Below are 26,996 nucleotides of genomic sequence, written 5' to 3'. Positions count from 1 at the left end.
CGGAGGCCGTTGTCAGTGCGCGCCGGCGCCCGCGCCAGCCCGCGGCTTCTGGGTAAGCAGCAGGGCGACGGCAGCGATGGCAAGAACCACGCCGATGACGGCGAACGTATCGGCAAAGCCCAGAATGAGGGCCTGGCGCCTGACGATCTGACCGAGAGCGACAACGGCCTTCTGCCCGGCGAGAGCGGGGTCGGAAATGCCGTGCTGCATGAAATAGGCGGTCGTTTGCGCAAGCCGGTCGCGGACCTCATCGCGGCCAAGCGTTACCGACTGGCCGATGATGTTGGAGTGGAACTGCTCGCGCTTGGTCAGCACCGTGCCGAGCGTTGCCGTACCGACGGCGCCACCGAGATTGCGCAGCATGTTGGTCAGGCCCGAGGCGGCGGCAGCATCCGTGGCTGCAATACCGGCGGTGGTGATGGCGGTGATCGGCGTCAGCACCAGCGCCTGGCCGATGGCGCGGACGATGTTCGGGATCCAGAACTGGTCGCCGGCAGTATCGGCCGAAAGCGTGACGTTCATGAAGCAGCTGATTGCGAAGATCGAGATACCGAGAAAGCCGATGTAGCGCGCATCGAAGCGCTTCATCATCATCGGAACCAGCGGGATCAGCAGCAGTTGCGGCAGACCGGTCCAGGCCAGCACCATGCCGATCTGCTCGGCATTGTAGCGCTGCACCTGGCCGAGATATTGCGGCAGGATATAGACAGTGCCGAAGAGGGCGACGCCGACCAGCACGTTGACGGCAACGCCGATGCCGAAATTGCGCTGCGTCAGCAGGCTGAGCTTGACCAGCGGTTTCTTGACGGTCAGCTCGATCCAGATGAAGGCGGCAAGGAAGACGAAGGCTAGAATACTGAGCTTGACGATGAAGGGCGAGGAGAACCAGTCCTCCTTGTTGCCTTCTTCGAGAACCGTCTGCAGCGCCGAGAGTCCAATCGCCATGGTGAAGATTCCCGCCCAGTCGCCTTCCCTCAGCAGGCGCAGCTGCATCGGCTGCTTGTCGAGCGTCAGCGCAAGAGCCACCGCCATGACGGCGCTCGGGATGGCGTTGATGAAGAAAATCGTCTGCCAGCCATAGTTTTCCGTGAGATAGCCGCCGATGGTCGGGCCGATTGCCGGTGCGAAGGTGACCGAGAGCGCGAAGATCGCCAGGCCGAGCGGCTGCTGTGGTTTCGGCAGCTTGGTCAGCACCATGGTGAAGGCCATCGGGATCAGCACGCCGCCGGCAAAACCCTGCAGGCCGCGCAGCACGATCATCGTGCCGAGATCATGGGCGAAGGCGCAGGCGATCGAAAACAGTGGAAACAGGATCGAGTTGACGAGGATATAGCGGCGGAACGAAAACACGCTGCTGAAATAGGCCGTCAGCGGAATGACGACGATCTCGCCGATCAGGTAGGAGGTGGAGATCCAGGCGCCGTTGTCGACGCCTGTTCCGATGCCGCCCTCGATATCGAGGAGGGAGGCATTGGTGATCTGGATGTTGAGGATTGCCATGAAAGCGCCGATCATGCCGGCGAGGACGGCGATCCATTCTTTGGTGCTGGCGCGCGGTTGCGGAATGGCCCCAGCGGTGGCTGCAATGCTGGACATGACACGATCTCCTGATCCTTGCGCTTATTTGCGGCTAGCATCGGCCTTGGTGTCGATGCTCGGTTGGACTGACATGCCGGGACGCAGGTCGGAGTTGGCAGCTTGCCCATCAAGGACGATCTTGACGGGGATGCGCTGCACGACCTTGGTGAAATTGCCGGTCGCATTGTCAGGAGGCAGCAGGGCGAATTCTTGGCCGCTTGCCGGTGCAACACTGTCGACATGGCCGCGATAGGTACGGCCCGGGAAGGTATCGACCTCGATATCGACCGGCTGACCGGGCCGAACATCGGTGAGCTGCGTCTCCTTGTAGTTGGCGATCACATAGACAGCACTCGTCGGCACGACCGACATCAGCTGGGTGCCGGCCTGGACATACTGGCCAACACGCAGTGTTCGGTTGCCGACGCTGCCGTCGACAGGCGCGGCAATGGTTGCGTAGGAGAGGTTCAGCTCAGCCTGATGCTGGACGGCCTGGTTGCGCGCAAGGGCCGCCTTTGCCTGGGCGAGTTCGGCATTCAGGAGATCGACCTGCTTGACGGCGGCATCGAGAGCGGCGCTGTCGCGAATGATGGTCGCCTGGGCCGCGGCGATAGCGGAAGCCGCCTGCTGCGCCGTCTGCACAGGCGCATAGCCGCTGGTCGCGAGGTTGGCATAACGCTTGTTGTTTTGTTCGGCAAAGGTCTCATTGGCCTTGTCGACGTCTACCGTGGCGCGGGCAGCGGCAATCGTCGACTGCTGTATATCGAGCGAAGCCTGCTTGGCGTTGACGGTCGCTTCGGCCGCGGCGACATCGGCCTTGGCCTGGTCGAGGGCAGCGCGGAAATCGCTATCGTCGATACGGGCAAGCGGCTGGCCGGCCTTGACCACCTGGTTATCGCTGACCAGCACATCAGCGATATAGCCCGACACCTTCGGTGCGACGGTGCTATTGTCTGCCTTCACATAGGCGTCGTCGGTCGAGACCTCGAAGCGGCCGACGGTCCAGTAGTTATGGCCGTAGTAAGCTGTGGCGGCGATCAGGACAATGGCGGTTGCGCCGAGCAGCAATCCGCGGCCGGCGCGCCTGCGGGCGGACGGCTCTGATACGACGGCAGGTTCGACGATGTGCGGTGTGCCGCCGGCATCAAGGCTTGCGGGTGCGGCTTCCGCCGTGGTCGCCGGGACAGGTGCGTTATTGTTCAAGGCCTGCAGCGTTTTGATGGACATTGTCTCTCTCCTGGGAGCGGTCGCTGTCGCTACCGGCCGCGGCCTTTGAATTCAGGTGGAATGTACTTTTGGAAACTTGCTGTTTTCCAAAATATGTATTAGAAAATGGATGTCAACGAGAATTTGGAAAATTATCATGGTCCAAAATCACGAAATCGAGAAGCGACCGCGAGGCAGACCGCAAGTCCGTTGCGACGACGATACGAGAAGCGTGATCATCGAAGCGGCCAACCGGCAGTTCCATGAGAGCGGCTATGCCGCCGCAAGCATCGCTGCAATCGCACAGGAAGCAGGGGTTTCGACCAAGACGCTCTACCGCCTGTTCCCGACGAAGGCCGATCTCTTTTCCGACATGATCACGGAGCGCACGGGACGTTTCGTCACCGCGCTCGACCCCGGCACACTCGCGGTGGCGGATCTGAGGAAAGGATTGGAGCGCATGCTGACGGCCTACGGCATGCTGGCGCTCTCGCTGGATACAATCACCGTGACTAGGCTCGTCATCAGCGAGTCGGACCGTTTTCCCGAAATCGCCACCAGCTTCTATGAGAAAGCCATCGTCAGAACCAACACGCTGATGGAGAGCTGGCTTCGCAAGCAGATCGACCGCGGGCTGATAACCCTTGAGGATCCGCATGCCGCCTGCGGCATGCTGCGCGGCATGATGATTTTCGAGCCGCAGCGCGCCGCGATGCTGCGTCAGCAACAGCCGCCTGGGATTGAAGAGATCGCCGCAAGGGCGAGGATGTGCACGGATCTGTTCTTGGAGGGTTGCGCGCTCTGAGGCACCGCTTGGGCATCAGAGCGCGACGATTTCCGCTAAAGGCGCGGCGCTGCAAACCGGGCGCCCTCAGTTCGGCGGAGCGCCCAGCGCATGAAGAATGCCGCGCAGTTCGGCGAGGCCTCGCATGCGGCCGATCGCCGGGTAACCGGGGGTGACAGTCTTGTCGAGATCATCGAGCATGCGGTGGCCATGGTCCGAGCGGAAGACGATGGTGTCCTCGGCACTGCGGCGCTTATCTTCTGCAACCAGTTCCTTGAGCACCGCCACCATGTCGACATCGCCTTCGAGATGCGCGCTTTCATGGAAGGTCCGGCCGTCGCCCTCGCGGGTCGTGGCACGCAGGTGGGCAAAGTGGATGCGCGAGGCGAAGCGTCGGGCAATTGCCGGCAGGTCGTTCTCGGCGCGCACGCCCAGACTGCCGGTGCAGTAACACATGCCGTTTGCTGACGATGGCACGGCATCGAAGAGAGCGGCATAATCGTCGCCTGTCGAGGCGATGCGGGGAAGGCCGAACAGCGAACGCGGCGGATCATCGGGATGCAGCGTCAGCTTGACGCCGCGCGCCTCGGCAGCCGGCGTCACCGCCTCCAGGAATTCGATCAGATGCCGGCGCAGCCTCGCGGCGTCGATGCCGCTATAGGCGACCAGCTTTTCGCGGAACGCTGGAATGGTCAAAGGCTCGGTGGTCGAACCAGGCAAAGCCGAGGTGATGATACGGGTGATCTCGGCCATCTCCTGTTCCGACATCGCCTCGAAGACGACACGGGCCCGTTCGCGGTCTTCCGCGGAATATTGCTTTTCCGCATCCGGCCGTTCCAGGACGAAGAGGTCGAAGGCTGCGAAGCGCTCATGATCGAAGCGCATGGCAGTGGCGCCCGTCGGTGTCATGAAGTCAAGCTCGGTTCGGGTCCAGTCCACCACCGGCATGAAATTATAGCAGACGATCGGAATTCCACAGGCGGCGACCGCTTCGAGGCTGGCGATCCACGCCTCGATTTCGGCCTTCGCCTCCCCGCCCTTGCGCTTGACGGCATCGGGGATCGGGATGCTCTCGACCACCGACCAGACCAGCGGCGAACGGTCCCCAGGCGTCGTCTCGATCAGAGACTGGCGCTCGCGCACTTCCGTTTCCGTCCATGCCCTGCCGATCGGCACCTGGTGCAGCGAAGAGACGATATTTGTCGCACCCGTCTGGCGGACATCATCCAGCGTCACCGGCGCTTCCGGCCCAAACCATCTCCAACCTTGCCGCATCCTTCTTCCTTCCTTGCCTTTTCGTTTCGTGTCTGGATCTGCCGTCAGCAGAAATAATCGGGGTACCGCGAGCGCAGTTCGTCGACATCGGGAATGACAGCACTCAGGTGATGTAGCATCGCTTCACGTGCGGCCGCAGCATCATGGGCAGCGAGCGCATCGCGGATGATCCGATGTTCGTGCACCACATTGTCCATCCGCCCGAGCACCGGCAGCGTCAGCCGCCGCGCCCGGTCGATCTGCACCTTGACCGTTTTCAGGATCACCCAGATGCCGGGATAACCTGATATCTGCGCGATCGCTTCGTGAAAGGCCTCGTCCTCTTCATGGAAGCTCGAGGCGTTGCCGGTCCCGGCATGCGACCGCTGCCGGGCGATGATGGCGTCGAGACGGTCAATATCGGCAGCGGTGGCGGTCAGAGCAGCAGTCTCGACGGTCGTGCCTTCGAGCGCCTTGCGCACGACGACCGCTTCAGGGATCGCCGAGACCGGGACCCGCGACACGACAGTACCCGACTGCGGATAGATATCGACCAGCCCGCTTTCGGAAAGCCTCAGAAGCGCCTCGCGGACCGGTGTGCGGCTGACGCCGAAATCCTCGGCGATGCGCTTTTCCTGCAGCGACATGCCCGGAGGCATCCGAAGGGAGACGATATTGGCATGCAGGCGCTCATAAATGGCGCCGGCCGTTGTAACCCGGCGCAGTCTGGCGACTCCTTGCGACGGGACGACCAAAACTTCGGTTTCTGACGCCTGCGACATAATAATACCAGGACTGTGAAGCTCCTTGGCATACTAGTATACCAGTTGTCCTGCCCTGCCAACCTGTTCCGGAGGCAATGGAGGCAATAAGGATAGATGCGTCAAGACGCACTTTTTGGAACTTAGATCGGCCGAGTGGGTTGAAATCCGCAAGGAGACGCTCATGAAAAATCCATCACCACGCAAGACAAACCAAACCAAGGCAGACGGCGCCCGGCCGGAATTCCCATCTGCCGCGGACACACGCGGACGGAAGAAGGCTCGGCAACCCGCAAATGAAATCGACGGGCAGAGTGGGCGAGCAGCGGCAGCCACCCGCGAGGAGGAAATCCGGAAAAGGGCATATTCCCTCTGGGAGAAGGAAGGCAGGCCGGAAGGCCAGCACCGGCACCATTGGACCCTGGCCGAGCGTGAACTCGATGCACGGGACGAAATCGACTATCCTCCCAATCTGGCGGCACTGCGAGAGGCCTCGCGCGAACATACCGATGCCTTTCTCGTCAAGACCGATCTCGAAGATGCCGACCAACGCGAAGCCTCCCCCGGCACGCGGGAGCAGCGTTGAACTTCTCCGCCATCTCATTTCAGGAAAGGACCCGACATGGCCGACAAACTGAACTTGAACGCCGGATTCACCGGCACACCCGCCGAGCAGCCAGAGGGATTGACCAGGGCCGCGAAGTCGGCCGCCGATGGCGTGAAGCGGGAGGCCTACGCCGTCGTCTCCGGCGCAAGGGATCACCCGCAAACCGCAAGCGCCTTGCTGCTCGGCACCGGCATTCTGGCATTCGGCCTCGGCTATCTCCTCGGTCGATCATCGACCGATAATATGACACGCCGATATTGGCGATAATGGTGACACCTTAGCGCCCGCGAGGTCCAAGCCGACCGGACGACCGCGATCATCGCGTCACCTCCGTCAATGCATCACGCCCGCCCTACATCCTCGGGCGTGACGTCGCGCGCAGCGATCCTATACGAAAATATATGCCGGCAAACCTCCGGCCAACCTGCACCTCAAACGTGTTTACTGCTGAAGCTGGCGACATGTCGGATCCCGACATTTGACAGAACCACCTCGGCCCATAGATCCTGTTGCTGGAATACCACGAGCCTTAAAGCCATAGATTGCACCCGATCCCCCCGCTTGACAGGCGTGATCACGATCCTTAGCGAGACGGCATCGGCATGGTCAGGATCGGCAAGTGAAATACCTCAGACAACTGAAGATAGAAGTGCTCCATCCCGAAAATGGGGCGGGAAGCACACTCGATCGGAACAACCGCATCGCGGTCTTTCTGTTTGCAATCCTTCCCGGACTTTCGCCGAACTTTAACTCGTTCATCCTTCTCGGATCGATGGTGTGGGGCCTCTACTGTCTGGCGACGGGCAGCCTGGCCTTGAACCTGTCGAAATCCGACCGGCTGGTCGCCATCGGCATGTCGATCTATCCGCTGGTGATGATCGCGAGCATATTCGTCAATCCGCCCTACTCCGAAGAACTGGACTGGATATTCCGACTGCTGCCGTTCTTTTCGGTCTGGCTGATATTGCCACGGATGCGCCAGTCTCCTGATGGCCGCCTCGTGCCGCTGTTTATCCTCAGCGCAGGTATCGGCATGATCGTTGCCTTTCTTTTCAGCCTGCTGCAGATCATGTTCCTGATGGAGAGGGCAGAGGCCGGGACATCGAACGCCGCGCTGCTGGGCGTCATAGGGGTTCTTTTCGGGGGCATCGCGCTTCTCAACGTTCAATCACCCAGAAGCGTCGAGCAACGAATTGCGATATTGGGATATGCCGCCGGTCTGGGCTGCGTCCTGCTTTCGGGAACGCGGTCGGCCTGGCTGGTCATTCCCGTCCATATCGTCATTTTTCTCTGGTATTTTCGCAAACACAGTTTCCATCTGAGCTTGCGCAGCCTCGCCATCACCGGCTCTTTGCTGTTTGCCGGACTTATCGCCCTCGGCAGCGGCCAAATCCTTCATCGCATCGAGGCCTTGCAGGAAAATATGGCATCGCTCGAACGCAGCGACGGCGAGGTCACGTCTCTCAGTGCGCGGTTTGCTCTTTACAAAGGGGCGGTATCGGCGATCAGCAAGGATCCGTTGACGGGTTATGGTCCGCAAAACCGGATGGCTTCGGTATTGGCGGAGCTGCCCGAAAGCATTAGGCCGCAGCTGACCTATTCGCATGTTCACAACGGTTTTCTGACCGCGGGGATCGACGCCGGCATTTTCGGCATTGCAGCGCTTTCGCTGATGCTGGCGACGCCCGTGATCGGCGCCTGGAGAAAGGAAGCCGGGCCGGGCCGGGATCTGGCCATTGCGCTCGCTTTGCTACTGGTCAGCAGCTACGTCATAACCGGCAGCTTCGGCATTATGTTCAATCAGAAGGCCCTGGATCCGATCTTCGCCTATCTCGTCGCTCTTATTTGCGCGGATCGCGGCAGCACGGGCTTTGTGCCCGTCGTCCGAAACTGATGCTTGGCGCCCGGAAGAGTGCAGCGGTTCCAAGATGAGGACACGCATAAAAGCTGAAGCGCGTTGCATGAACCAAGTTTGACGCAGACACCCTTTGACGTCTGCGATCGCTCAGGCGGCCGTATTGGTTTCGGCACCGGTAAAAGCCAGATCCGAGACCTCACCCGTCGACGAATAGCCCGAAACAAGCTCAGACAATGTCGCACGTGCAGCAGCCATATCGTTTCGATCCAATGCCGCGTTGAGCGAGTTGAGCCTTTTCAAAAGCTCCGGCCAGAACAGGAAATCCTCACGCGCCTTCATGATCCGGGGATGTTCGGTTGTTTCCGGGTTATTCCCGATCAGCAGTTCTTCATAAAGCTTCTCGCCGGGCCTGAGACCGGTCACGGATAGCTCGATATCCCCTTCGGGACTGTTCTCGTCGCGGACGGTCAGCCCGGACAGCTCCACCATCTTGCGGGCAAGGTCGGCGATGCGAACGGGTTCTCCCATATCGAGCAGGAAAACATCACCGCCCTCGCCCATCGCGCCCGCTTGAATGACGAGTTGTGAGGCTTCCGAAATGGTCATGAAATAGCGGGTTATCTCAGGATGTGTCAGCGTAACAGGTCCGCCTTCCTTGATTTGCCGCCTGAAAAGCGGCACGACGGATCCGGAGGAGCCGAGAACGTTTCCGAAGCGGACCATGGAAAAATTCGTTCGTATCCTATCGGTTGCCGATTCTGCTGCGAGCGCCTGAAGAACCATCTCCGCCAGCCTCTTGCTGGCGCCCATCACATTTGTCGGACGCACGGCCTTGTCCGTACTGATCAGCACGAAATTCGAGACGCCGTATTTATGCGCCGCGCGCGCCGCGACAAGCGTGCCCATGACGTTGTTCTTGATGCCTTCCACGGCATTATGTTCGACGAGCGGCACATGCTTGTAGGCGGCGGCATGATAGAGCGTCTGCGGTCGCCAGTTCTGGATGATATGCTCCATGCGGTCCTGATCGCGGACGGAACAGAGGATCGGAACGATCTGCAGATTTTGATGCTCGTAGAGTTCTGCGAGCTTCCGCAATTCGGCATGGATATCATAAAGCGCAAACTCGTTCTGATCGAGGAGGATCAGGCTGGAAGGCGCGTTGCGCAGGATCTGGCGGCATAACTCGCCGCCAATCGAGCCGCCGGCGCCCGTGACCATCACCACCTTGTTGCGCATCGCCTTGTCGAGCAATTCCTGCCGCGGCGCGACCGCTTCTCTTCCCAAGAGATCTTCGATCTCCAACTCGCGAATGTCGGAGACGGCGACACGTCCCTGAGCAAGCGCCGTGAGATCCGGCAATGTGCGAACATTCACCCGGGCTTTGCGGATATGCTCGAGGATTTCGTTGCGACGCTGCCGGGAGGCAGATGGGAGGGCAAGAAGCACATTATGCACACCAAGGGTTTCGGCAAGCGCCGGAAGATCCGAGGGGTCATAGATCCGCAAGCCACCCATGACGCCACCCTTGAGGCGCGGATCATCATCCAGATAGCCGACGACGTTGAGCTCGGCACTGTTCGTCAGGGCAGCTGCCAGTTGCCGCCCGGCCTTGCCCGCTCCATAGATCAGCACCTTCGCGAGCATATTCTTGTGAAGGATCCGCTGGTAGGCATCCCCGAGCCAATAGCGGATACCCAGCCTCGACAGCCCGATCCCGATCAGCAGCAGAAAAGGCTGGAGAATGCCGACGGTTCTCGGGACACCAGGCACGCTGAGAGCCGTAAATATCGTCATGAAAGCGAGGCCGTAGATCGCAATCGCCTTTAAGACGGTAATGAAAGCGGCCAGATTGGCATAACGGAAGATCGCCCGATACATGCCCATGACGATGAAGATGGGAAGCGCCATGCACAGCGAAACGAAAACCGGCAACCACTGCACGCCGGTCAGCACCGTCCATTCATTCAGGCGGAAGCAATAGGCCAGCCAGATCGTCAGAACACAAAAGCTGGAATCCACCAGCAAAGCCAAAGCGCGTTTGGCAACCCGCGGCATTGCCAGCAGCGGGGCGACGAGCGCTTGCATCGGCACTAACAACCATCGTGAGCGCGGTGTCTCAGAGGGAGAATTTTCAGGCATCGCTCACCAGCGTCTCGCAGATCAACAGACAACAACCTTCTTGTCGCTTTCTGCAACGAGCGCAACTGAAATAATCGGAAACCAAGGTCTTCCGCACCGGTTATCTATCAGAAGTAGGTAGCCTAATGCCGAATTCCCTTCCGGCGGATCACCTTGCCTGCGGTCAAAAACAGGATGCGCATGTCGAAGCCGAATGAACGCCGCTCAAGATATTCGACGTCGAATTTCACCTTCTCCGGAATAGGCAACTCGTCGCGGCCGTTGATCTGCGCCCACCCGGTCAATCCGGGCAGAAGCTTGTCGACACCGTGGGCCGTCCGCAGCTCGATCAAATCATCCTGATTGTAAAGCGCCGGCCGTGGGCCGACGAAACTCATCTTGCCTCCCAGAATGCACCAGAGTTGCGGCAGTTCGTCGAGGCTCGATTTGCGCAGAAACGAGCCGATGGGTGTCAAAAACCGATCCGGATTTTCAAGCAGGTGCGTAGCGACCGTTGGGGTGTCGACGCGCATGCTGCGGAATTTCGGCATCAGGAAGATCCGATTGAAACGGCCGACACGTTTCGACCAATAGAGGATCGGTCCCGGCGAGGTAAGCCGAACACAAAGAGCGACGATAAGGATCGGAACGAACAGGATCATCGAAGCAATCAAAGCCAGGGAAAAATCCACCGCCCGTTTCAAACCCATGTTTCGCAGCTCATCCTTGCTCGCCAGCGCTTATCGCTGTCTGCGCTATCGCCTTGCCGTACCGTCAATAAGCGTTTCGCGTCAACTGCGCTATATCGTATTCCCTGTTAGACCGCCTTTGATCAGCGCATTTCGCAGTTTCCGAACGCTCAATCACGAGATCCGGAGCCGTTGTCAGCCACTACGCCGACCCCATCATCGGCTGGGCTCGCGCCATCCCCTTTTTGATGTCGCGAACTGCTCCACATGCAAGCCGGCGTTGCGCTGCCAGGTCTCTCGACGATGTCGCTGTCGCATTCAGCCACCGCTTCTCCTGCCGCTGCGCATCAATGGTCGCCAGCGCAGCACAAGCTGGCTGCAGTACCGACGTCTTGCCGTGGACACGCAGCCCTATTTCCGACGCCGATGGCGCCTGGCGGTCGGGTTTCGTGCCCTGAGCATCGATGCGGGTTGCGTGATCGATGTCCGTCCTGCCCAGCCGCATTGGGGCTTTCAATCAAGCCGAACCCGTTCCGCAACGTTGGCCGTGGAGCGTTGATCGCGATTCTCGCTCATAGTATCGCGCTGCAAAGAAGTCGGATTTCTTCGACCAGGCGCCGTATCTCGGCTGTGGAGCCGGCATTTGCCTGCAAGCCACCAGCGCATCTCCCGGACCTCTGTCACGAGATCAGCGTCTGCAGTTCGGCGTCGGTCGAGTTAGATCGCATTTCTTTGTTGCGATCGACTGAGCGGGCCGCGTACCCGCCAGGCTTTCCACATGGGCGGCGTAATTGTCGCGCGTGTCCTGATCGACCACAGCGACGGGCGCGGCGAGTACCAAGCCGGCGACGTTTCCGGCTGCCGCCGCAGCCCCCGTCGTTGCAACAAGGATTTGGTCGCCAAGTCCGACCCTGCTATCCGTCAATGTCTGCCCCTCAGAGATGCGCCGGCCAATCAGCTGGACGATCTGCGGCGATTCAGCGAACTTGCCGTGGTTCATGCTGTCACCGGATTTGATCTTGGTGAGATCGATGACCATAATCTTGTTGTCTTCTAGTTCCTTTTTATAGGGAGGCTGCTCGGGGTCGATGGCGCCAAGCCTTGCGACGTCGCCCCAGACGCGGCGCGATACCGCAAGCGCTTTGTCGTCACGCGAGACGAACAGTGTGAATTGCGGGTGCTGTTTACCCATGTCGGCAATCTGCTGGCCGAAGACATCAACGTCGACGTCGGGTGCTGCAAGCATGACGTTCTTAAACTTCTCTGGCAAACGCCCGTTGCGGATCGCCATTTGGCGCAGGGATTCAAGCGCCAACCAGTTCCCCATTGAGTGAGCCAAGATCGATACTTCCTTCACCTGAGAATCTTTTGCCAGATATTGGAACAGCGTCTCCAATGCATTGCGTGTGTAGTTCGTACTTTCGCGGTCATAGCCGTAGGCGAGCAGGCTGCCGCGAGAGGGCCATGTCACCAGGACGGGTGCGCTATGGACCCCGGAGTCATGAACAATCTGGGCGAAGCGGTAAACCGCATCCTCGAACCGATTATTGAAGCCGTGAACGAAGACGAGCACGCTACCGTCCGGGGTCTTCCTGACGCTGGCGCTCAGCCATTTTCTGGCTTCGCCAACGTTGAGATCGTCGGCCCTTATGGTGGCGAAGTCTGTGGCCGGATTGGAAGGCAGCCGTTTCGGCCAAACGACTTGTCCCTCCTTGCGAACTTTGCTCGGTGGAATCGATATCGTCATGTCGGCGAAGGCTGGGGCCCGGGCCCGTTCCCCATTGAACATTTCGCCAGGCACTGTCGAGCGGGTTCGGGTCGTGGCGATCAGCATATCCACTTTCGCTGACTGCGGAGACGTGTCGGCTACCGGCGTAAGCACATCCTTCGGATGGCCGCCACATCCGGGAAGCAGGACAACCACCGCAGATACCACAAACCAATAAAACCAGCTCCTTAAAGCCGACGCCGTCTCACCCCCAATGCTGCCCACGGATCGCCCTCGGTTGAAACTCACTGCATTCTAAACCAACAAACCGGCAAGGGATACTTTAACTCTCGAAGGCGCTGAGCGCCGTAACTTCTAGTATATTCTGCCCCACGGTCCAGCGAACCCTCCGGCGGCTCGATCACCTCGATCTGCCGGATCAAGTTTATTCCGAAAGTTGTATCAGATATAGGCGCAAGTGAAGTGATGGCGGTAGCTAATCGCTACCTAATTATACCTATTTGCGCCAGATCAAAGCAAAGAGCTAATATACGCGCTAATAAGGGAGTGCTTGGCGATTGTGGGATTGCCATCGTCCGTCCTTGGGGTGACGGCAGGCTCCATTCCCCCGTGAACGAAGAGATAGTGCCAGTGCGCGGGCCAACTTTTCCCGCCTCTGTCAGCAATTGCGTATGACGCTTGGCCAGGCTTTCTAAATCGCGGCGATTGTCGCGATAATTGCCTCAATCAATGGTACCCAAGGGAGGACAAGATGGATATCGGAGGTTTATCGCGATTTGCGCTGGCTGTTGCCGTCGCCGGGTTACTCGGCGCGGCAGGTGCGGCGGCAGCCGAAGATGCAATCAAGGCGCCCGCCCAGAAATCGATCGGCACGGCGAAACAGGAGATTGTTCCCTCTCTGATCGTCATGAATTCCGATGGCGCAAAGCTGAACGGAACGACACTGACGCTCAACGGCATTTCGCCAAATTCGATCATGTTCGCCGACCGCCCTGTCCGCTCGGCTGGTCACGGGATGACCAAACATCTTTTGGAAGAGTGGGCGCCCGGCGGCAGTTTTGAGAAGGATCCACCGAACGCAACCGTTTCCGTTTTCGACAAGGAGGCGTCGACCGTGGAGGATGCAGTCGTAGTCCTCAAGGATCCAAAACTCGCCGGCGATACCCTCACTTTTACCGTCGAAGTCCTCGAAAGTAACATCGAGAATGCCGACGGCCCAGCATCTATGTTCATCGACATCATCGGGCTGCCGCGCACGCCGGCGTCGTTCGCAGGCGCTGCCCGGCGCACAGCTTGGCGCGGCGCGTGGTACGCGGGTGCGGCTGCAGGGGCTGCTTACGGAGCTGCTGCCCCCTATTACCGTCCATCATATCCGCCGCCGGCCTGCGGCTACTACCCCTATCCGCCCTGCTACTGAGACAGAGCGGCTGGCCTTGCGCACATTCTCCGTTACATGGAAGGAACGGTAATGGACCTGCATAGAGCTGCACAAAGAGCTGCACAAAAAATCACGCTTGGGATCGTCGTGTCCGTCGCGACGCTCCTGTCTTTCGGCGCAATCTCGAAGGCGCAGGAGACCATCGGAACCCCAGGCGCGCCCGACGCCCGGCGTGTGATCCAGGGCCTGCAGATACCGGCGCCGCCAGACCAGTTCGGCGGCAGGATTGAGCGCAACGCCGCCCAGTCGACGCCCTTCTGGCCAGCCCAGATCAGCCCGCCGAAAGGCGCACCGAACGTCCTGCTGATCCTGCTCGACGACGCCGGCTATGGCACCAACTCGGCCTTCGGTGGGGTGATCCCAACCCCGACACTTGACGCACTCGCCGCCGGCGGCCTGCGCTATACCAATCTCCACTCGACCGCGCTCTGCTCGCCGACGCGCGCAGCACTGCTGACCGGTCGAAACCATCACTCGGTGGGTTTCGGGGTCGTCGCCGAGCAAGCGACGGGCTATCCCGGCTACAACAGCCTGATACCCAAGGACAAGGCGACCATCGCCCGCATCCTCACCGACAACGGCTACACCACTGGCATGTGGGGCAAGAACCACAACACCCCGGCCTTCCAGGTGAGCCAGGCCGGCCCCTTCAACCAGTGGCCGACTGGCATGGGCTTCGACTATTTCTACGGCTTCAACGGCGGCGACACAAGCCAGTGGCAGCCGGGGCCGCTCTTCCGCAACACTACGCCGATCTACCCCTATGTCGGCCATCCCGAATACAACCTCGTCACTGCAATGTCTGACGATGCGATCGAATGGATCAACCGTGTCAACACGCTGGCGCCCGACCAGCCGTACTTCATCTACTATGCGCCCGGTGCGGTGCACGCACCGCATCATCCCACCGAGGAGTGGGTGGACAAGATCAGCTCCATGCATCTCTTCGATGACGGGTGGAACAAGCTGCGTGAGACGATCTTCGCCAACCAGAAGCGCCTCGGGGTCATTCCCCAGAATGCAGAACTCACTCCCTGGCCTGCCGACCTGATTAAGAAGTGGGATGACCTCTCGACGGACGAGAAGAAGATGTTCATCCGTCAGGCTGACGTCTATGCCGCCTACCTCGCTTACGCTGACCATGAGATCGGGCGGGTGATCCAGGCGGTGAAGGACTCCGGTGAATACGACAATACGCTGATCATCTTCGTCACCGGCGACAACGGCACGAGTGCCGAAGGCGGGCCAGACGGCACGCCGAACGAGATCGCGGTGTTCAATGGAGTCCAGGTGCCGGTCGCTGACCAGCTCAAGAACTTCTATGAAATCTGGGGCACCGATAAGACCTACCCGCATATGTCGATCGGGTGGAGCTGGGCTTTCGACACGCCGTTCAAGTGGACCAAGCAGATCGCCGGCTACTTTGGCGGAACCAAGCAGGGAACGGTCGTCTCCTGGCCCAAAGTAATCTCTGACACGGGTGGGATCCGCAACCAGTTCGCGCACGTCAACGATATTGCGCCGACGATACTGGAGGCCATCGGCATCCGTGAGCCGACTGTTGTCGATGGTGTCGCCCAGAGCCCGATGGAGGGTACGAGCCTCGTCTACACATTCGACAAGGAACGCGCCGACGAGCCGTCGCATCACCGCACCCAGTACTTTGAGATGTTTGGCGAATATGCGCTCTATCACGAAGGCTGGATGGCGGTAACGAAGGTCACCCGCCCACCCTGGGACGTGCTTGGGCCGGTCAACCAGGATCCCGCAAACTCGGAATGGGAGCTCTACGATCTGTCGAATGACTGGACCCAGGCGCGCGATGTGGCGGCAGCGCACCCTGACAAATTGAAAGAACTCCAGGACCTGTTCTGGCAGGAGGCCGCAAAGTACCAGGTGCTGCCGCTCGACGCGACGGTGGCCGCACGCATTGTCACCCCTCGGCCAAGTATTACCGCCGGCCGCACCGATTTCGTGTGGAACGGTCCGCTGACCGGGACACCGAACGGCGACGCACCGAACGTGCTTAACACCTCATATACATTTAACGCAGCCGTCGAAGTGCCCAATGGCGGTGGCGAAGGGATGCTCATCACCCAGGGCGGCCGCTTTGCTGGGTACGGCTTTTACCTGAAGCACGGCGAGCCAGTCTTCCTGTGGAACCTTCTGGGTTTGCAGCGGGAGCGGTGGGAAGGCACGCAGGCGCTTTCGCCAGGTAAGCACCAGCTGCAGTTCGATTTCAAATACGATGGCCTCGGCGCCGGCACACTGGCCTTCAACAACCTCTCAGGGATCGGCCAAGGGGGCACTGGCACGCTGAAAGTGGACGGTGAAGTCGTCGCGGAGAAGCGGATGGAACATACGATACCCACGATCCTGCAGTTCGACGAGAACCTTGATGTGGGCTCGGACACAGGGACGCCGGTCGACGACGCCGACTACCAAGTACCCTTCGCCTTCACCGGTAAGATCGACCAGATCACGCTGAAGATCGAGCGGCCACAGCTGACACCCGCGGACGAGGAGAAGCTCCGCGCGGCCATACAAGTGAAGAAGGCGAGCGAGTAGCTCGGACGGCATAGGGCGGCCCGCTACACAGCGGGCCGCGTTGCAATGACAAAGCAGATGCCTAACCCGCAAGCTTCGGCCGCTTCCCAGCGAGAAGGCAGCCACATTTTCGGGTGATCCGAAGTCACCTCAGGAGAAATATCGATGAGGACGGGCCTTCCTAACAGGATATTGCTTTGCCTGTGCCTGCTGCTGTTGACCGCACCGGTGCGCAGTTACGCCCAAAATGTGCAGACCGGTCCGCCTTCCTCAACGGTCGCACTCTCGAAAGAGCAGCTAGATCAACTTGTCACCGAAGTTAGCGACGCTGTGATCCGTAAGCTGGCGGACAAACCAGTTGCTTCCGCAACACCATCAAACCCGGTAGCCGCTTTGCCGGAAAAATCTGCTGGCACTCTGGAGCAGGACCTCGGGACGGGCACAAGCCGATTCTTCCGCCGGTTGATTGCCGTTGTCACCGCATTTCCCGAGCTACCCCAGGTCCTTTCCAGCACTTTTGATCAACTCGATGAAGCAAACTCGCATGGACGTGATACCGGGAATTTTTTATCACTGGTCTTGTTTGCCTTAGGCACCCCGATCTTCCTGCAATTCGTGGTCATCAAGTTCGGCGACCAGATCTTGAAGCGTAGACTTTCCCTGGATGAGCCCCCGACGCTTATCACTTTCGGCCTGGCCGCGCTCGTGAATATCTTGGCTTTCGGGACGGCATGGATCGTCTGCGACCTTGCGAAGGGCATCTGGTTTGCGGGAGCGGGAACCGAGGCGCGTATTGGCAAGCTCCTTCTCAACGTCGTGCTTCAATTGAGCTTCTATATGCAGGTAATAGTGGTCTGGTTCCGGCCACGAAGACCGGCCCTGCGTATCGTTGACCTTGATGAGGATACGAACCGTGCAACATACGTTTTTTTGGCAATAACTATTGCAGCGAACGCGCTTCGGAGCTGGATCTCGGTGCCCGCGACCGCAGGAATTTCTTCCGAAGCCATTGCAGCGGGTCTCCTGATCAACGCGCTATTGTTCGCCGCGATCCTCACATGGTCGGTCATTCACTGGCATCGGGCGATCGGAGAACTGATCGTGACGAGCCTCGGCTGGTGGAAAAGCGGTCAAGACCAGGAACGGGTCGTCCAAGGCTGGTTATTTTTCGCGCTTCCACTGATCACCCTGCGGACCCTCGTGGATATCTACGGTGCCGTGCAAGGCCACAATGTCGAGATGACCGCCATCAACATAGTCATCGGGGTCATTCTTGCCGAGTCTCTCTTTAAATTTTTCCGGCGCAGGCTCGCGGCAGGAGCAGCTGTGGGCTCGGCGGAAGCCCCATCGCGCCGCCTATACGGCGTTCTCATGCGCGCCGCGCGCCTTGTCATCATTATGAGTGCGGTGATCTATGTCTTGCATATATGGCTCGGAGAGGCGTTGGGCATCTTTACATCGGCGCAGTGGACGAGCTGGAAGGATGCATTGATCAGGGCGGGGGTTGTCGCACTTAGCGCATATATTGCTTGGGAGGCGATGAGATATATTCTCGGCAGATACATGGATGCGGCAACACTTCCACTTCAGACAACCGACGCAAACGTTTCCTCCTCCGAGCGAATGAGGGCGTCCCGCATCCTGACGCTTATGCCAGTCATCAAGGTGACTCTCAGCGTTTTGGTCGTGGTTGTAACAGCACTGATGATCCTTTCGGAACTTGGCATCAACACGGCCCCCCTTATCGCCAGCGCTTCGATATTTGGTCTCGCTGTCTCGTTCGGCAGCCAATCCCTGGTACGCGATGTTGTTTCAGGCATTTTCTATCTTGCAGACGACGCTTTCCGGGTTGGAGAATATATCGATTGCAACAAAGTACAGGGGACTGTCGAAGGCTTCACATTGCGCTCGGTACGGCTCAGGCATCAAAGTGGTCAGCTTCACACCGTCCCGTTTGGACAGCTCGGCCAGATCACCAATTTCAGCCGCGACTGGTCCACAGTCAAATTCCAGATCAATTTTGCCCGTCACACGGACCTCGAGCGACTTCGCATTATCACCAAGGGCGTGGGGGTCGAACTTATGGACAACCCCGACTACAAAGACGCAATCCTTGAGCCGCTCAAGTTGAAGGGCATTTCCGAGATCACCGAGAACGCGCTGGTGGTCAATTTCAAACTTATCATTCGCGCCAACAGCGCCAGCGGTATCGAGGCCGACGCTAAGTGGCGCATCCTCGAGGCCTGCCGCCGAGAAGGAATAGAACTATCTTCATCGCTGCCAAGTTCTGCCCAACTCAAACGCGATTCAGTCGACGATCGATCAATGACCGTCGCGACGCAACAGCCGAACGCAACTGATGCGAATAGTGCACCGGACCGACAGCGCGTCGCTTCGTAGGCCTCTCGCATGGTTGCATATATTGGTGCGAACAGGCATTTGTCATTGCCGTCTCGCCTCGTGATTTTGACAGACCGCCGGACGCAACTGCGGAAGAGGAGGCGCAGGAATTGAGGAAGAGACGGTCCAATCGGAAGCCCGGTCAAGCAAAGCGCAGCCTTCCGACTGCGCTTCCCACGGGCGAGCCCCCGGACCTATCGGTCCGCGCTACGGCCCGATGGAAAATAGCGATCGTTGCCGCGGGTGTCCTGATCATCATCGCCAGCGGATTCGCTGCCTGGCTGGCGCGCGGCGATGGGCCATCAATCGCTCTCGAAGCTTCGAACATGGACGTGGTTTCCTTTGTTGGCAGCGAAAGGTGCGCCAGCTGCCATCAGGCCGAGGCCGAGCTGTGGCGTACCTCCCAGCATGAGCATGCCATGGACCATGCGACCGAGAAGTCGGTGTTGGGCGATTTCCAGGATGCCAGCCTCGACCATTTCGGCATCCACTCCCGCTTCTTCCGCAAAGATGGAAAGTTCCTGGTCGAGACCGGCGGAGCCGACGGAAAGCTTGCCGATTTCGAGGTCAAATACACATTCGGCATCGCGCCGCTGCAGCAATACCTCGTAGAATTTCCTGACGGCCGCATCCAGGCGCTGCCGCTTGCCTGGGATAGTCGTCCGAAGGCCGAAGGCGGGCAGCGCTGGTTTCATCTCTATCCGAACGAAGAGATCGGTCACGACGACATCCTGCACTGGACAAGGCTCAATCAGAATTGGAACTTCATGTGCGCTGAGTGTCATTCGACCGGCATACGCAAGAGCTACGATGCCGCCGCCGACCGATTTGCCACCAGCTGGGCCGAAATCAATGTGGGTTGCGAGGCTTGCCACGGCAAGGGCTCTCATCACCTTGCCTGGGCCCGCGCTCGCCAGAGCTGGTGGCCATTCGGCAGGCAAGACGACCCGAAAAAGGGACTCGTCGTCAGTTTCGACGAGCGCGAGAGGGTGAGCTGGACGCCGGACACCACGACCGGGTTGCCGGCACGCAGCTTGCCACCCTCTACACTGCGCAAGGAGGTCGAAACATGCGGCCTCTGCCATGCGCGCCGCAGTCCGTTCTCCGAAGATTGGGTGCCGGGGTTGTCGCTGTCCGACACGCATCATATTTCGGGCCTTGATCACACCCTGTTTTATGCTGACGGGCAGATGCGCGACACGGAGGAGACTTACAATTATGCCCCCTTCAAGCAGAGCAAAATGTTTGCGCACGGCGTCACCTGCAGCGATTGCCATGATCCGCACAGTGCCACGCTGCGTGCGCCGCAAGATGGTGTGTGCGGACAGTGTCACGCGCCGGAGAGATACGAAACCGTTGCTCACCGCCATCATGATGAGCTGAAGGTGCAGCTCAGCTGTGCCTCCTGCCACATGCCGGCACACACCTACATGGTAATCGACCAACGGCATGATCACAGTTTCCGCATTCCACGTCCGGACCTTTCGACCAAGCTCGGCACGCCGAACGCCTGCAACGACTGCCACAGGGACAAGTCGTCCGAATGGGCCGCCTCTGCAGTCGAAGGCTGGTTCGGGCCACATCGCAAAGGGTTCCAGAATTATGCCGAGGCGTTCAATGTGGCTTGGACGGAACAGGCCGGCGCCGAAAAGCTCCTGGCCGGTGTTGCGCGCGATCCGGTTGCCTCACCTTTCGTGCGCGCCAGCGCGTTGACCGAGTTGAACGCCTATTTGTCCACCACCAACTTTGAGGTGGCGCGATCGGGCCTTGCCGACCGCGATCCGATGGTGCGCATCGGCGCGCTCGATATGCTCGAAGACGCCCCCGCCGATCAACTCTGGTCGATTGTGTCGACCTTGCTATCAGATCCGGTCCGCGACGTGCGTCTCAGAACCGTATCGCTGCTGGCCTCGGTTCCCACAACGAGCCAGCCAGAGACCGATCGCTCCCACTTCGATCAAGCAGCGGCCGAGTTCATCGCGGCCCAACGCCTCAATGCTGACCGGCCTGAAGGGCGCAGCGCACTGGGAAGCTTCTTCGCCCGGCGGGGGATGACTGCGGAGGCGGAAGGCGAATATCGCGCCGCGCTGCACCTCAGCCCTGAGTACGCGCCGGCGGCAGTCAATCTTGCCGACCTTTATCGAACGCTTGGGCGGGACCAGGATGGCGAAGAGGTGCTGCGCGCCGTGCTGAAGGCGGCGCCCGAGGACGCCGGCCTTCGATACACACTTGGCCTGACTCTGGTTCGGTTAGGCCGTTCCCAGGATGCGCTTGACGAACTGCGTCAGGCTAACAATCTCGCGCCCGAACAGGCGCAATACGCCTACGTCTACGCGATTGCACTGCACTCAGGCGGGCGTACAGATGACGCGATCGCGCTACTCGAAACGAGCCTCGCGCATCATCCCAATGACCGGGATACGTTGCTGGCACTCGCGACTCTCAATCGGGACAGAAGAAATTTTGACGCCGCGCTTGGCTATGCCGACCGGCTGGTATCCCTTCTTCCCAGCGATCCGGGCATTCTTCGTCTCGCCGATGATCTGCGGCGCCAGGCGCATCCCGCAAAGTGAGTTTGTGGGTCGTGATGAAATTCAGAGACGGTAGTTCAATTGGCGAACCATCGCGCGAGATTGTAACCATAAGTTACTTAAGGAATTTCGGTTTTTCGGGCAGGTTGTCCGTCAGCGAATCAAGAATTGGGTAGGATCTTGACGCTTGTCGGTCGCCGACAAAGGGGGAATGGAGACGATCATGAAAACTATCTTTGTGCCTGTAGCTGTCTTTTTGGCGGGCCTTGCCGCCGCATCGCCGAGTTCGTCGGCAGATATCACACCATTGTCGCCTCAGGCGAAGGTGATTGAAAGCCCGAGCGGATGGTCATTTACAGCGGCCCCATATTTCTGGGCTGCCGGGATTTCGGGAGACACGGCGCAGTTCGGATTGCCCGAAGTCCACATCGACTCCAGCTTTAGCGATATTCTGCAAAACCTGGACTTCGCTTTCATGGGTGCCGGCGAAGCACGATATGACCGGTACAGCATTTTCGGCGACATCATCTACACCAAGCTTGGAGCCGACGCGCATACGCGACGTGGTATCCTGGCCGATAGCGTCGATGTGACCTCGAAGACGTTCGCCGGACTTCTCGGCGTCGGCTATTCCGTGCTCGAGGACCAATCGGGCCATCTCGATATAGTCGGCGGCGTGAGGGTCTGGTCGGTCGACACAAATATTGCATTTAATGGCGGTATTCTGGACGGGCGTGAAAGGGACGACAGCGCGACGTGGGTCGACGCCGTGGCTGGCGTCAGAGGCAATTATTTCTTCACGCCGGAATTTTATCTGACCGGATGGGGCCTTGTCGGCGGCGGCGGTGCGGATCTCGATTGGGACGTGGCGCTGGGGCTCGGCTATAAATTTACCAACGCGGTCTCGGCCGTCGCTGGGTATCGGGCAATGGGCGTGAACTACAGCAACAATGACGGCTTTGTCTTCGACGTTGTCCAGCAGGGCCCGATTTTAGGGATAGCGGTTCATTTTTAAAAATGGTCTGCCTGTAGTTCGAGCTATTTTTGGTGGCAGCGTTGGCCAACCATCATGCTCTTTGCCTCTACCACGTCCGACGGTTTTGATGACAGAGTGCTGCCGCGGATCAATCAATGGCCTCCAGACCCTCATCTAGTGGGTACGCCGATGGCACAGATTCAAGGTCCTGGTGCGGGAACAGCCCAGCCTCATTGAGGGCTTCGATATCCGGAAGGCGCCCAGCCTCAAGGCAAAACGCCGACAGGTCTTGTTGTCAAATAAGTGTGACGCGCTCCTTGCGTGATCGCCATTCTCGAAATGTTCGACAGACGGAACCCTGCGCGGCTTGCAGGATCGGGCAATGCTGTTTCGCCGGCGGCTTGCGGCGGTCCGAGATCGTCGGGCTGGATCGCAGCCGCGACCCGACTGAGGACCGTGGCGGCTGGCGCGAAATCCTCGACGAGGGCCTTCTCGTCACCCTGGCCGGCAAGACCGGCCGACGAGAGATTGAGTTCGGCCGCGGCTCCTCCGACGCGACCCTCCAATTGTCGCCGTCGAGACCTGCATCAGATATACGGCCGGACCGCCAAATATTCTCTGTTCCGCCGGGCCGGTGTCAAGACAAGCATGCTGGGCCGGATCGATTACACGACCGCGAGAAGGCGCGTCTCGTCAAGAAGGCGGCACTTGCCGCCGGCATCCGCGGCGACCTCAACGAGGCCGAGCGTGCCGAAATATTCCCGGACCGTTCGCTCCGGGCCGGCTTCGCCGCCCAGGCCGAGGTCGACAGCGCTACGTGCCGAAGCAACTCCTTGATGTCAGCGCGGAAGTGACCCACAAATACCAGCGCCGTCGCGACCGCTCCCGGATTGACCTCGCCAAAGGATAGAGTTTTGAACAGGCCCACTCCCCGGCTGCGGATGGAGCCGTTAGGTGAAAAATCAATGCCAGATTTTTCGCTTAACGCGTCAATCGAAGTTGCTAAGCAAAGGCCAAATCCTGCCGGCGTCGCGGGATCGCGGATTGCGGATTGGCCTCAAGCACACTGGATCGATAGATCATAACCTGTTGAAGACATGCTACACGGAGCCTGATTCAGAAGTGAAAGCAGGTATCACTTCCGCCACAGATCACATCCGAAGCGACGAGACATCGGACGCCATTGAGCGTCACTTACTAAAAACAAACCGTCGGACTACACTAATCGGTCAAGCAGGAACCTTGCCGACACCCGCGAACCCCTTCCCACAACATTGACTTCCTCCGCTAGCTGACCGAGCAACGGGGGTCGGGCAGATGTACGCCGTGTTCGCTGATTACACATTGTCGCTCGTTCCGGGCGTCGACAATTGCCAATGGGCCGCCGGGACCGTCGTCGAGGACTTGAGGGAAGGTTACAAGCGAGGCCGAGCGGGTAGACGATCAGGCCTTTGTCTGGGCGATGTCGCGCACCGAGCCCCGGCCGGCATTGCAAATCGCGCTTAACCGCCTTCCACCTAATTTCCGTTACGGCTTCGATAGGCCTTATATAAATCCGTTAGATTTTCGGACAGGAAGTCTCCAAACGCCATCGCATCCTTGGCCCTCAAGGCGACCGTGAAAGTGCGCCCGTCGCTCTTCAGATCGGCAGTAACATACCTGTCCTCGGAAACCCATTTGGACGTGCTGACCGATTTTGATGGCACCGGTCGCCCTGTGGCCTTGATATGGGCGAGCAAGGCGTTAAACCGATCGTCGCCACTTTTTGCGCCGAATTCATCCGACTTGAGAAAGGCGAGCGCCTTCGCCAAATTGGAAGGCCGCTCCAATAGGGTCTTCAGCTCGTACCAGCGATCCCGGCCGATGCCTTTCGCCGCGCCAACAGATTCAAGCACCTCGCCCGGCATGCTCGCCACTGCCAACATCTTGGATAGAGTGGCCCTGTCTACGGAGAGCGCCGAGAGGACGATCGCATTGTCTCCATCTAATTGGAGCCGCGCAATCTCACTCGCAAACATCGCCCTTTCGAAAAACGACAGGTTGGCGCGCGCCGAATTCTCCTGCCCCTGCGCAACGAGATGGTCGCTATCTTTCAACTCCTTGACAACGGCACGAACCGTTCTTCCGAGTGCCCGCGCCGCCCGCAGCCGCCGATGGCCGAATACGACCATGTAGCGCCCCGTCAGCATCGGATGAGGCCGGACTAGAATGGGGCTGTCCTGGCCCCGGTCGCGAATTGCCAAAAGCAGCTGCCCGAATTCCTGCTCGTCATCCTCGATGCGATCACGCACGAAGGACGCATCGATCAAGTCAGGATCAAGTTCAACGATCGTCTCACCTTCGAGCAATCGGTCTGCACGTGCAGCGAGTTCGTCGATCGAACTCAGAATCGATTTGGACGCACCTTTGATCGCGTAGTTGAGAACTTCGCGGTTCTCGTCCGTCTGCGTTTCATTCATGACGTTCAAAAATGGGTTCTTTCGAGCCATCTCGTTATCCTCACGCCCCCAGTATCGGGTTGTTTTCAATAGGCAAATTCGGGGTTTTGACGGCAGTCAACATCATCACAGTCGACCCCAAGCCTTATGAATTAATCCTTGAATTTCGAAGTTGACGGCATCCATGCATTCGATCGCGCGGTCGTAGGTCTCACGGGTGAAGTTTGAGCGTTCCAACTCATAAAGAGTTCGTTTGGTCAGGCCGGCATCTGAAATCGCCGTCGTTTTTACCATCGGGCTCTTCAGGATTTCCTGGGCCAGCATCGATTGCATGAAACCTAGCATCTGGACCTGAGGAATGTCGGTAGGCTCAAAGCGCGTGATCAAGTAACGCAGCCAATCCATCCGCACATTTGCGCCGGCTTTCTTAATTGTTTTCGTAATGTTGCCGAGCATGAGGAGGAATTGCGACATCGACATCAAATCGAGCATCTGCGGATGGACGGTAATCAAAACAGACGTGGCAGCAGTTAGGGCGGTTAACGTCAGATATCCGAGTTGCGGCGGGCAATCGACCACCACGACATCATAACGGCTATCCACCTCTTCTAGCACTTTGCCAAAACGCGTGAAAAACCGCTTGCCTTCGGTTCCAGACTGCATGGCCAGCGGCGTGTCGTACTCGTATTCCTGCAGTTCGAGATTTGCTGGGATAATGTCAAGACCGGGAAAATTGGTGGGCAGTATGATGTCGGCGATACGTCTGCGTTCATCATCATAGCGGATTGAATCATAGAGCGAGGGGTTTTTATCCAACTCCGGCTGGAACCCGTGCAACGCGGAAAGCGACGCTTGAGGATCGAGATCGACGGCCAGAACGCGGTGGCCCGTGAGCGCAAGGTGCTGCGCAAGATGAGCGGCCGTGGTCGTCTTGCCAGACCCCCTTTGAAATTGACAACCGCAATGACTTGAAGCTTATCAGTTTGCTTGCGATGCGGGACATACCGCTTGGCTTCAGTTTTCCCGGTCTTGTCGAGAAAGTAGCGGAGTTCCAGCATCTGCTCGGCAGTATAGTACCTGCGATTTCCAGACATTATGGTCGGAGTCGGGCCCTTGTCGTCGAGATAGAGACGCTTCAAATTGCTTGGCGTGACGCCCAGATAGTGTGCAACCTCAGCCACCGAAAACTTACGAAGAGTCTTCCTCGCGTCGGGCGGAAAATTCTCCAGACGCAATTGATCAAGCTTGCGCGATATCTCCGCCCCTTGCATCAGGATTTTGTCATCAAATTCGAATGACGGTAACGAGCTGACCGCGTTCATCTTACCTCTTTGCCATTATGTCGATAGAATCGACGAAATCGACGAAATGGCGTCATTATCGCCGATTCTCGTTGTCGGACAAGGAAAATTGAGGACACGACCGCGCGAAAGTGGGGACTGCAGAAGGGGACGAAACCTCACGTCAAAGAGTAGGCGCGACGGGACGGGTTTTTGACGGCCGTCAAAACAGGATATTTTCATAGACTTGGCAATGAGTTACCTAAATGCACGCACCCTGGCTTAGAGGCACGCTACACTTGAGCGCCGTATACGGCCCTCGGCTGCGGAGTGCGATCTTCGGGATTCGCAGCCGCTTTAACAACTCACCCAGCCAAGTTAAGCGATAACTGACGTGACGCCCTGGTGAGACGACTACAAGCCTTAAAGCCAACAAAAACGCCCGCATGCGACATGCTTTGATCGTAGAAGGATGTCGTGGCTATCTAACCTTACTCTCATATGAAGGAAGATGAAGCAGCGGCGGTCCACGAAATACGGCCGAAACGAAGCGTTGCAACGTTTTGCACTCATTGGACACGGAAACGTCATGTCGGATTCATTTTGCCTTGGTGACAAGTGCGTTTGCACGGCTCATGTCAGCTACCGCCGCCTTGTGCTCCGGGGCCGGCCGCGAGAGCGGTCGGTGGGCGGATCCTCGCGCTGCTTTCCATAGTGGAGCGAGGGGCGATGTCCACTTCGAATGATATGAATGCAGCTCCGTCTCACCCGAATCATGGTTTTGGCAAGCCGAACCCGG

The 26,996-nt window shown here is 58.9% G+C and carries 17 protein-coding genes and 2 pseudogenes; 10 read left to right on the top strand and 9 right to left on the bottom strand.

Translation table 11 applies throughout. The features are described from left to right. Nucleotides 1-12 precede the first annotated feature (12 nt). Nucleotides 13-1,596 (bottom strand): DHA2 family efflux MFS transporter permease subunit, encoded by a 1,584-nt coding sequence (locus tag ACS4RS_RS25290; protein ID WP_439012815.1) that lies wholly within the window; start codon nucleotides 1,594-1,596, stop codon nucleotides 13-15. 24 nt (nucleotides 1,597-1,620) lie between these two features. Next, nucleotides 1,621-2,805, bottom strand: a complete 1,185-nt coding sequence (locus ACS4RS_RS25285; RefSeq protein WP_439012814.1) for an efflux RND transporter periplasmic adaptor subunit — start codon at nucleotides 2,803-2,805, stop codon at nucleotides 1,621-1,623. Between the two features lie 136 nt (nucleotides 2,806-2,941). On the opposite strand from ACS4RS_RS25285, the gene ACS4RS_RS25280 reads away from it, so the two are divergent. Beyond that, entirely contained in the window at nucleotides 2,942-3,589 is a 648-nt protein-coding gene (locus ACS4RS_RS25280) for a TetR/AcrR family transcriptional regulator (protein WP_439012813.1), read from the top strand. Between the two features lie 66 nt (nucleotides 3,590-3,655). Here ACS4RS_RS25280 and uxuA read toward each other — a convergent pair whose 3' ends face one another. Beyond that, a complete protein-coding gene (gene uxuA / locus ACS4RS_RS25275) occupies nucleotides 3,656-4,843 on the bottom strand; it encodes a mannonate dehydratase (protein ID WP_439012812.1) in 1,188 nt (395 codons plus the stop codon). A gap of 44 nt (nucleotides 4,844-4,887) precedes the next feature. Continuing rightward, nucleotides 4,888-5,604 (bottom strand): FCD domain-containing protein, encoded by a 717-nt coding sequence (locus tag ACS4RS_RS25270; protein WP_439012811.1) that lies wholly within the window; start codon nucleotides 5,602-5,604, stop codon nucleotides 4,888-4,890. 163 nt (nucleotides 5,605-5,767) lie between these two features. Between ACS4RS_RS25270 and ACS4RS_RS25265 the strand changes: the two genes are divergently transcribed. From ACS4RS_RS25265 to ACS4RS_RS25255, 3 genes are all read left to right on the top strand, one after another. Then, complete coding sequence (locus ACS4RS_RS25265; protein ID WP_439012810.1) at nucleotides 5,768-6,169, top strand: DUF2934 domain-containing protein; 402 nt, start codon at nucleotides 5,768-5,770, stop codon at nucleotides 6,167-6,169. Between the two features lie 36 nt (nucleotides 6,170-6,205). Beyond that, on the top strand, nucleotides 6,206-6,457 hold the full coding sequence (locus ACS4RS_RS25260) for a hypothetical protein (RefSeq protein WP_439012809.1): 252 nt from the start codon (nucleotides 6,206-6,208) through the stop codon (nucleotides 6,455-6,457). 352 nt (nucleotides 6,458-6,809) lie between these two features. Beyond that, on the top strand, nucleotides 6,810-8,084 hold the full coding sequence (locus tag ACS4RS_RS25255; RefSeq protein ID WP_439012808.1) for an O-antigen ligase family protein: 1,275 nt from the start codon (nucleotides 6,810-6,812) through the stop codon (nucleotides 8,082-8,084). A 111-nt stretch (nucleotides 8,085-8,195) separates the two neighbouring features. Here ACS4RS_RS25255 and ACS4RS_RS25250 read toward each other — a convergent pair whose 3' ends face one another. From ACS4RS_RS25250 to ACS4RS_RS25240, 3 genes are all read right to left on the bottom strand, one after another. After that, nucleotides 8,196-10,190 carry a polysaccharide biosynthesis protein gene (locus ACS4RS_RS25250; protein WP_439012807.1) on the bottom strand — a complete coding sequence of 665 codons (1,995 nt, stop codon included), beginning with the start codon at nucleotides 10,188-10,190 and terminating at the stop codon, nucleotides 8,196-8,198. A 122-nt stretch (nucleotides 10,191-10,312) separates the two neighbouring features. Then, entirely contained in the window at nucleotides 10,313-10,879 is a 567-nt protein-coding gene (locus ACS4RS_RS25245; protein ID WP_439012806.1) for a sugar transferase, read from the bottom strand. Between the two features lie 667 nt (nucleotides 10,880-11,546). After that, nucleotides 11,547-12,782: an alpha/beta fold hydrolase gene (locus tag ACS4RS_RS25240; RefSeq protein WP_439013261.1), complete on the bottom strand. Its 1,236-nt coding sequence runs from the start codon at nucleotides 12,780-12,782 to the stop codon at nucleotides 11,547-11,549. Nucleotides 12,783-13,338: 556 nt separating this feature from the next. Between ACS4RS_RS25240 and ACS4RS_RS25235 the strand changes: the two genes are divergently transcribed. The 6 genes and pseudogenes from ACS4RS_RS25235 to ACS4RS_RS25210 form a co-directional block, all read left to right on the top strand. Beyond that, nucleotides 13,339-14,004, top strand: coding sequence for a hypothetical protein (locus ACS4RS_RS25235; RefSeq protein ID WP_439012805.1), 666 nt, complete (start codon nucleotides 13,339-13,341; stop codon nucleotides 14,002-14,004). A 51-nt stretch (nucleotides 14,005-14,055) separates the two neighbouring features. After that, nucleotides 14,056-16,593, top strand: coding sequence for a sulfatase-like hydrolase/transferase (locus ACS4RS_RS25230; RefSeq protein WP_439012804.1), 2,538 nt, complete (start codon nucleotides 14,056-14,058; stop codon nucleotides 16,591-16,593). A 144-nt stretch (nucleotides 16,594-16,737) separates the two neighbouring features. Further along, nucleotides 16,738-18,972 (top strand): mechanosensitive ion channel domain-containing protein, encoded by a 2,235-nt coding sequence (locus ACS4RS_RS25225; RefSeq protein WP_439012803.1) that lies wholly within the window; start codon nucleotides 16,738-16,740, stop codon nucleotides 18,970-18,972. 326 nt (nucleotides 18,973-19,298) lie between these two features. Then, nucleotides 19,299-21,545 carry a tetratricopeptide repeat protein gene (locus ACS4RS_RS25220; RefSeq protein ID WP_439012802.1) on the top strand — a complete coding sequence of 749 codons (2,247 nt, stop codon included), beginning with the start codon at nucleotides 19,299-19,301 and terminating at the stop codon, nucleotides 21,543-21,545. Between the two features lie 181 nt (nucleotides 21,546-21,726). After that, nucleotides 21,727-22,518, top strand: coding sequence for a hypothetical protein (locus tag ACS4RS_RS25215; RefSeq protein WP_439012801.1), 792 nt, complete (start codon nucleotides 21,727-21,729; stop codon nucleotides 22,516-22,518). A gap of 282 nt (nucleotides 22,519-22,800) precedes the next feature. After that, nucleotides 22,801-23,389 (top strand): annotated as a pseudogene (locus tag ACS4RS_RS25210) (integrase); the annotation flags it as partial. Nucleotides 23,390-23,996: 607 nt separating this feature from the next. Here ACS4RS_RS25210 and repB read toward each other — a convergent pair. Together repB and repA are read right to left on the bottom strand one after the other, a co-directional pair. After that, nucleotides 23,997-24,968: a plasmid partitioning protein RepB gene (gene repB, locus ACS4RS_RS25205; protein ID WP_439012800.1), complete on the bottom strand. Its 972-nt coding sequence runs from the start codon at nucleotides 24,966-24,968 to the stop codon at nucleotides 23,997-23,999. A 75-nt stretch (nucleotides 24,969-25,043) separates the two neighbouring features. Continuing rightward, nucleotides 25,044-26,239 (bottom strand): annotated as a pseudogene (repA, locus tag ACS4RS_RS25200) (plasmid partitioning protein RepA). Between the last annotated feature and the right edge of the window lie 757 nt (nucleotides 26,240-26,996).

The organism is Rhizobium sp. F40D2, from assembly GCF_051810745.2.
Taxonomy (GTDB): Bacteria; Pseudomonadota; Alphaproteobacteria; order Rhizobiales; family Rhizobiaceae; genus Rhizobium.
Note: the sequence above shows the minus strand (reverse complement) of the source record. Positions and strands in the feature narration are given on the sequence as shown.

Excerpts from the sequence above, each read along its gene's own strand:
- ACS4RS_RS25290 (WP_439012815.1), bottom strand. The coding sequence starts at position 1,596 with ATGTCCAGCATTGCAGCCACCGCTGGGGCCATTCCGCAACCGCGCGCC.
- ACS4RS_RS25285 (WP_439012814.1), bottom strand. The coding sequence starts at position 2,805 with ATGTCCATCAAAACGCTGCAGGCCTTGAACAATAACGCACCTGTCCCG.
- ACS4RS_RS25280 (WP_439012813.1), top strand. The coding sequence starts at position 2,942 with ATGGTCCAAAATCACGAAATCGAGAAGCGACCGCGAGGCAGACCGCAA.
- uxuA (WP_439012812.1), bottom strand. The coding sequence starts at position 4,843 with ATGCGGCAAGGTTGGAGATGGTTTGGGCCGGAAGCGCCGGTGACGCTG.
- ACS4RS_RS25270 (WP_439012811.1), bottom strand. The coding sequence starts at position 5,604 with ATGTCGCAGGCGTCAGAAACCGAAGTTTTGGTCGTCCCGTCGCAAGGA.
- ACS4RS_RS25265 (WP_439012810.1), top strand. The coding sequence starts at position 5,768 with ATGAAAAATCCATCACCACGCAAGACAAACCAAACCAAGGCAGACGGC.
- ACS4RS_RS25260 (WP_439012809.1), top strand. The coding sequence starts at position 6,206 with ATGGCCGACAAACTGAACTTGAACGCCGGATTCACCGGCACACCCGCC.
- ACS4RS_RS25250 (WP_439012807.1), bottom strand. The coding sequence starts at position 10,190 with ATGCCTGAAAATTCTCCCTCTGAGACACCGCGCTCACGATGGTTGTTA.
- ACS4RS_RS25245 (WP_439012806.1), bottom strand. The coding sequence starts at position 10,879 with ATGGGTTTGAAACGGGCGGTGGATTTTTCCCTGGCTTTGATTGCTTCG.
- ACS4RS_RS25235 (WP_439012805.1), top strand. The coding sequence starts at position 13,339 with ATGGATATCGGAGGTTTATCGCGATTTGCGCTGGCTGTTGCCGTCGCC.
- ACS4RS_RS25230 (WP_439012804.1), top strand. The coding sequence starts at position 14,056 with ATGGACCTGCATAGAGCTGCACAAAGAGCTGCACAAAAAATCACGCTT.
- ACS4RS_RS25225 (WP_439012803.1), top strand. The coding sequence starts at position 16,738 with ATGAGGACGGGCCTTCCTAACAGGATATTGCTTTGCCTGTGCCTGCTG.
- ACS4RS_RS25220 (WP_439012802.1), top strand. The coding sequence starts at position 19,299 with ATGGACGTGGTTTCCTTTGTTGGCAGCGAAAGGTGCGCCAGCTGCCAT.
- ACS4RS_RS25215 (WP_439012801.1), top strand. The coding sequence starts at position 21,727 with ATGAAAACTATCTTTGTGCCTGTAGCTGTCTTTTTGGCGGGCCTTGCC.
- repB (WP_439012800.1), bottom strand. The coding sequence starts at position 24,968 with ATGGCTCGAAAGAACCCATTTTTGAACGTCATGAATGAAACGCAGACG.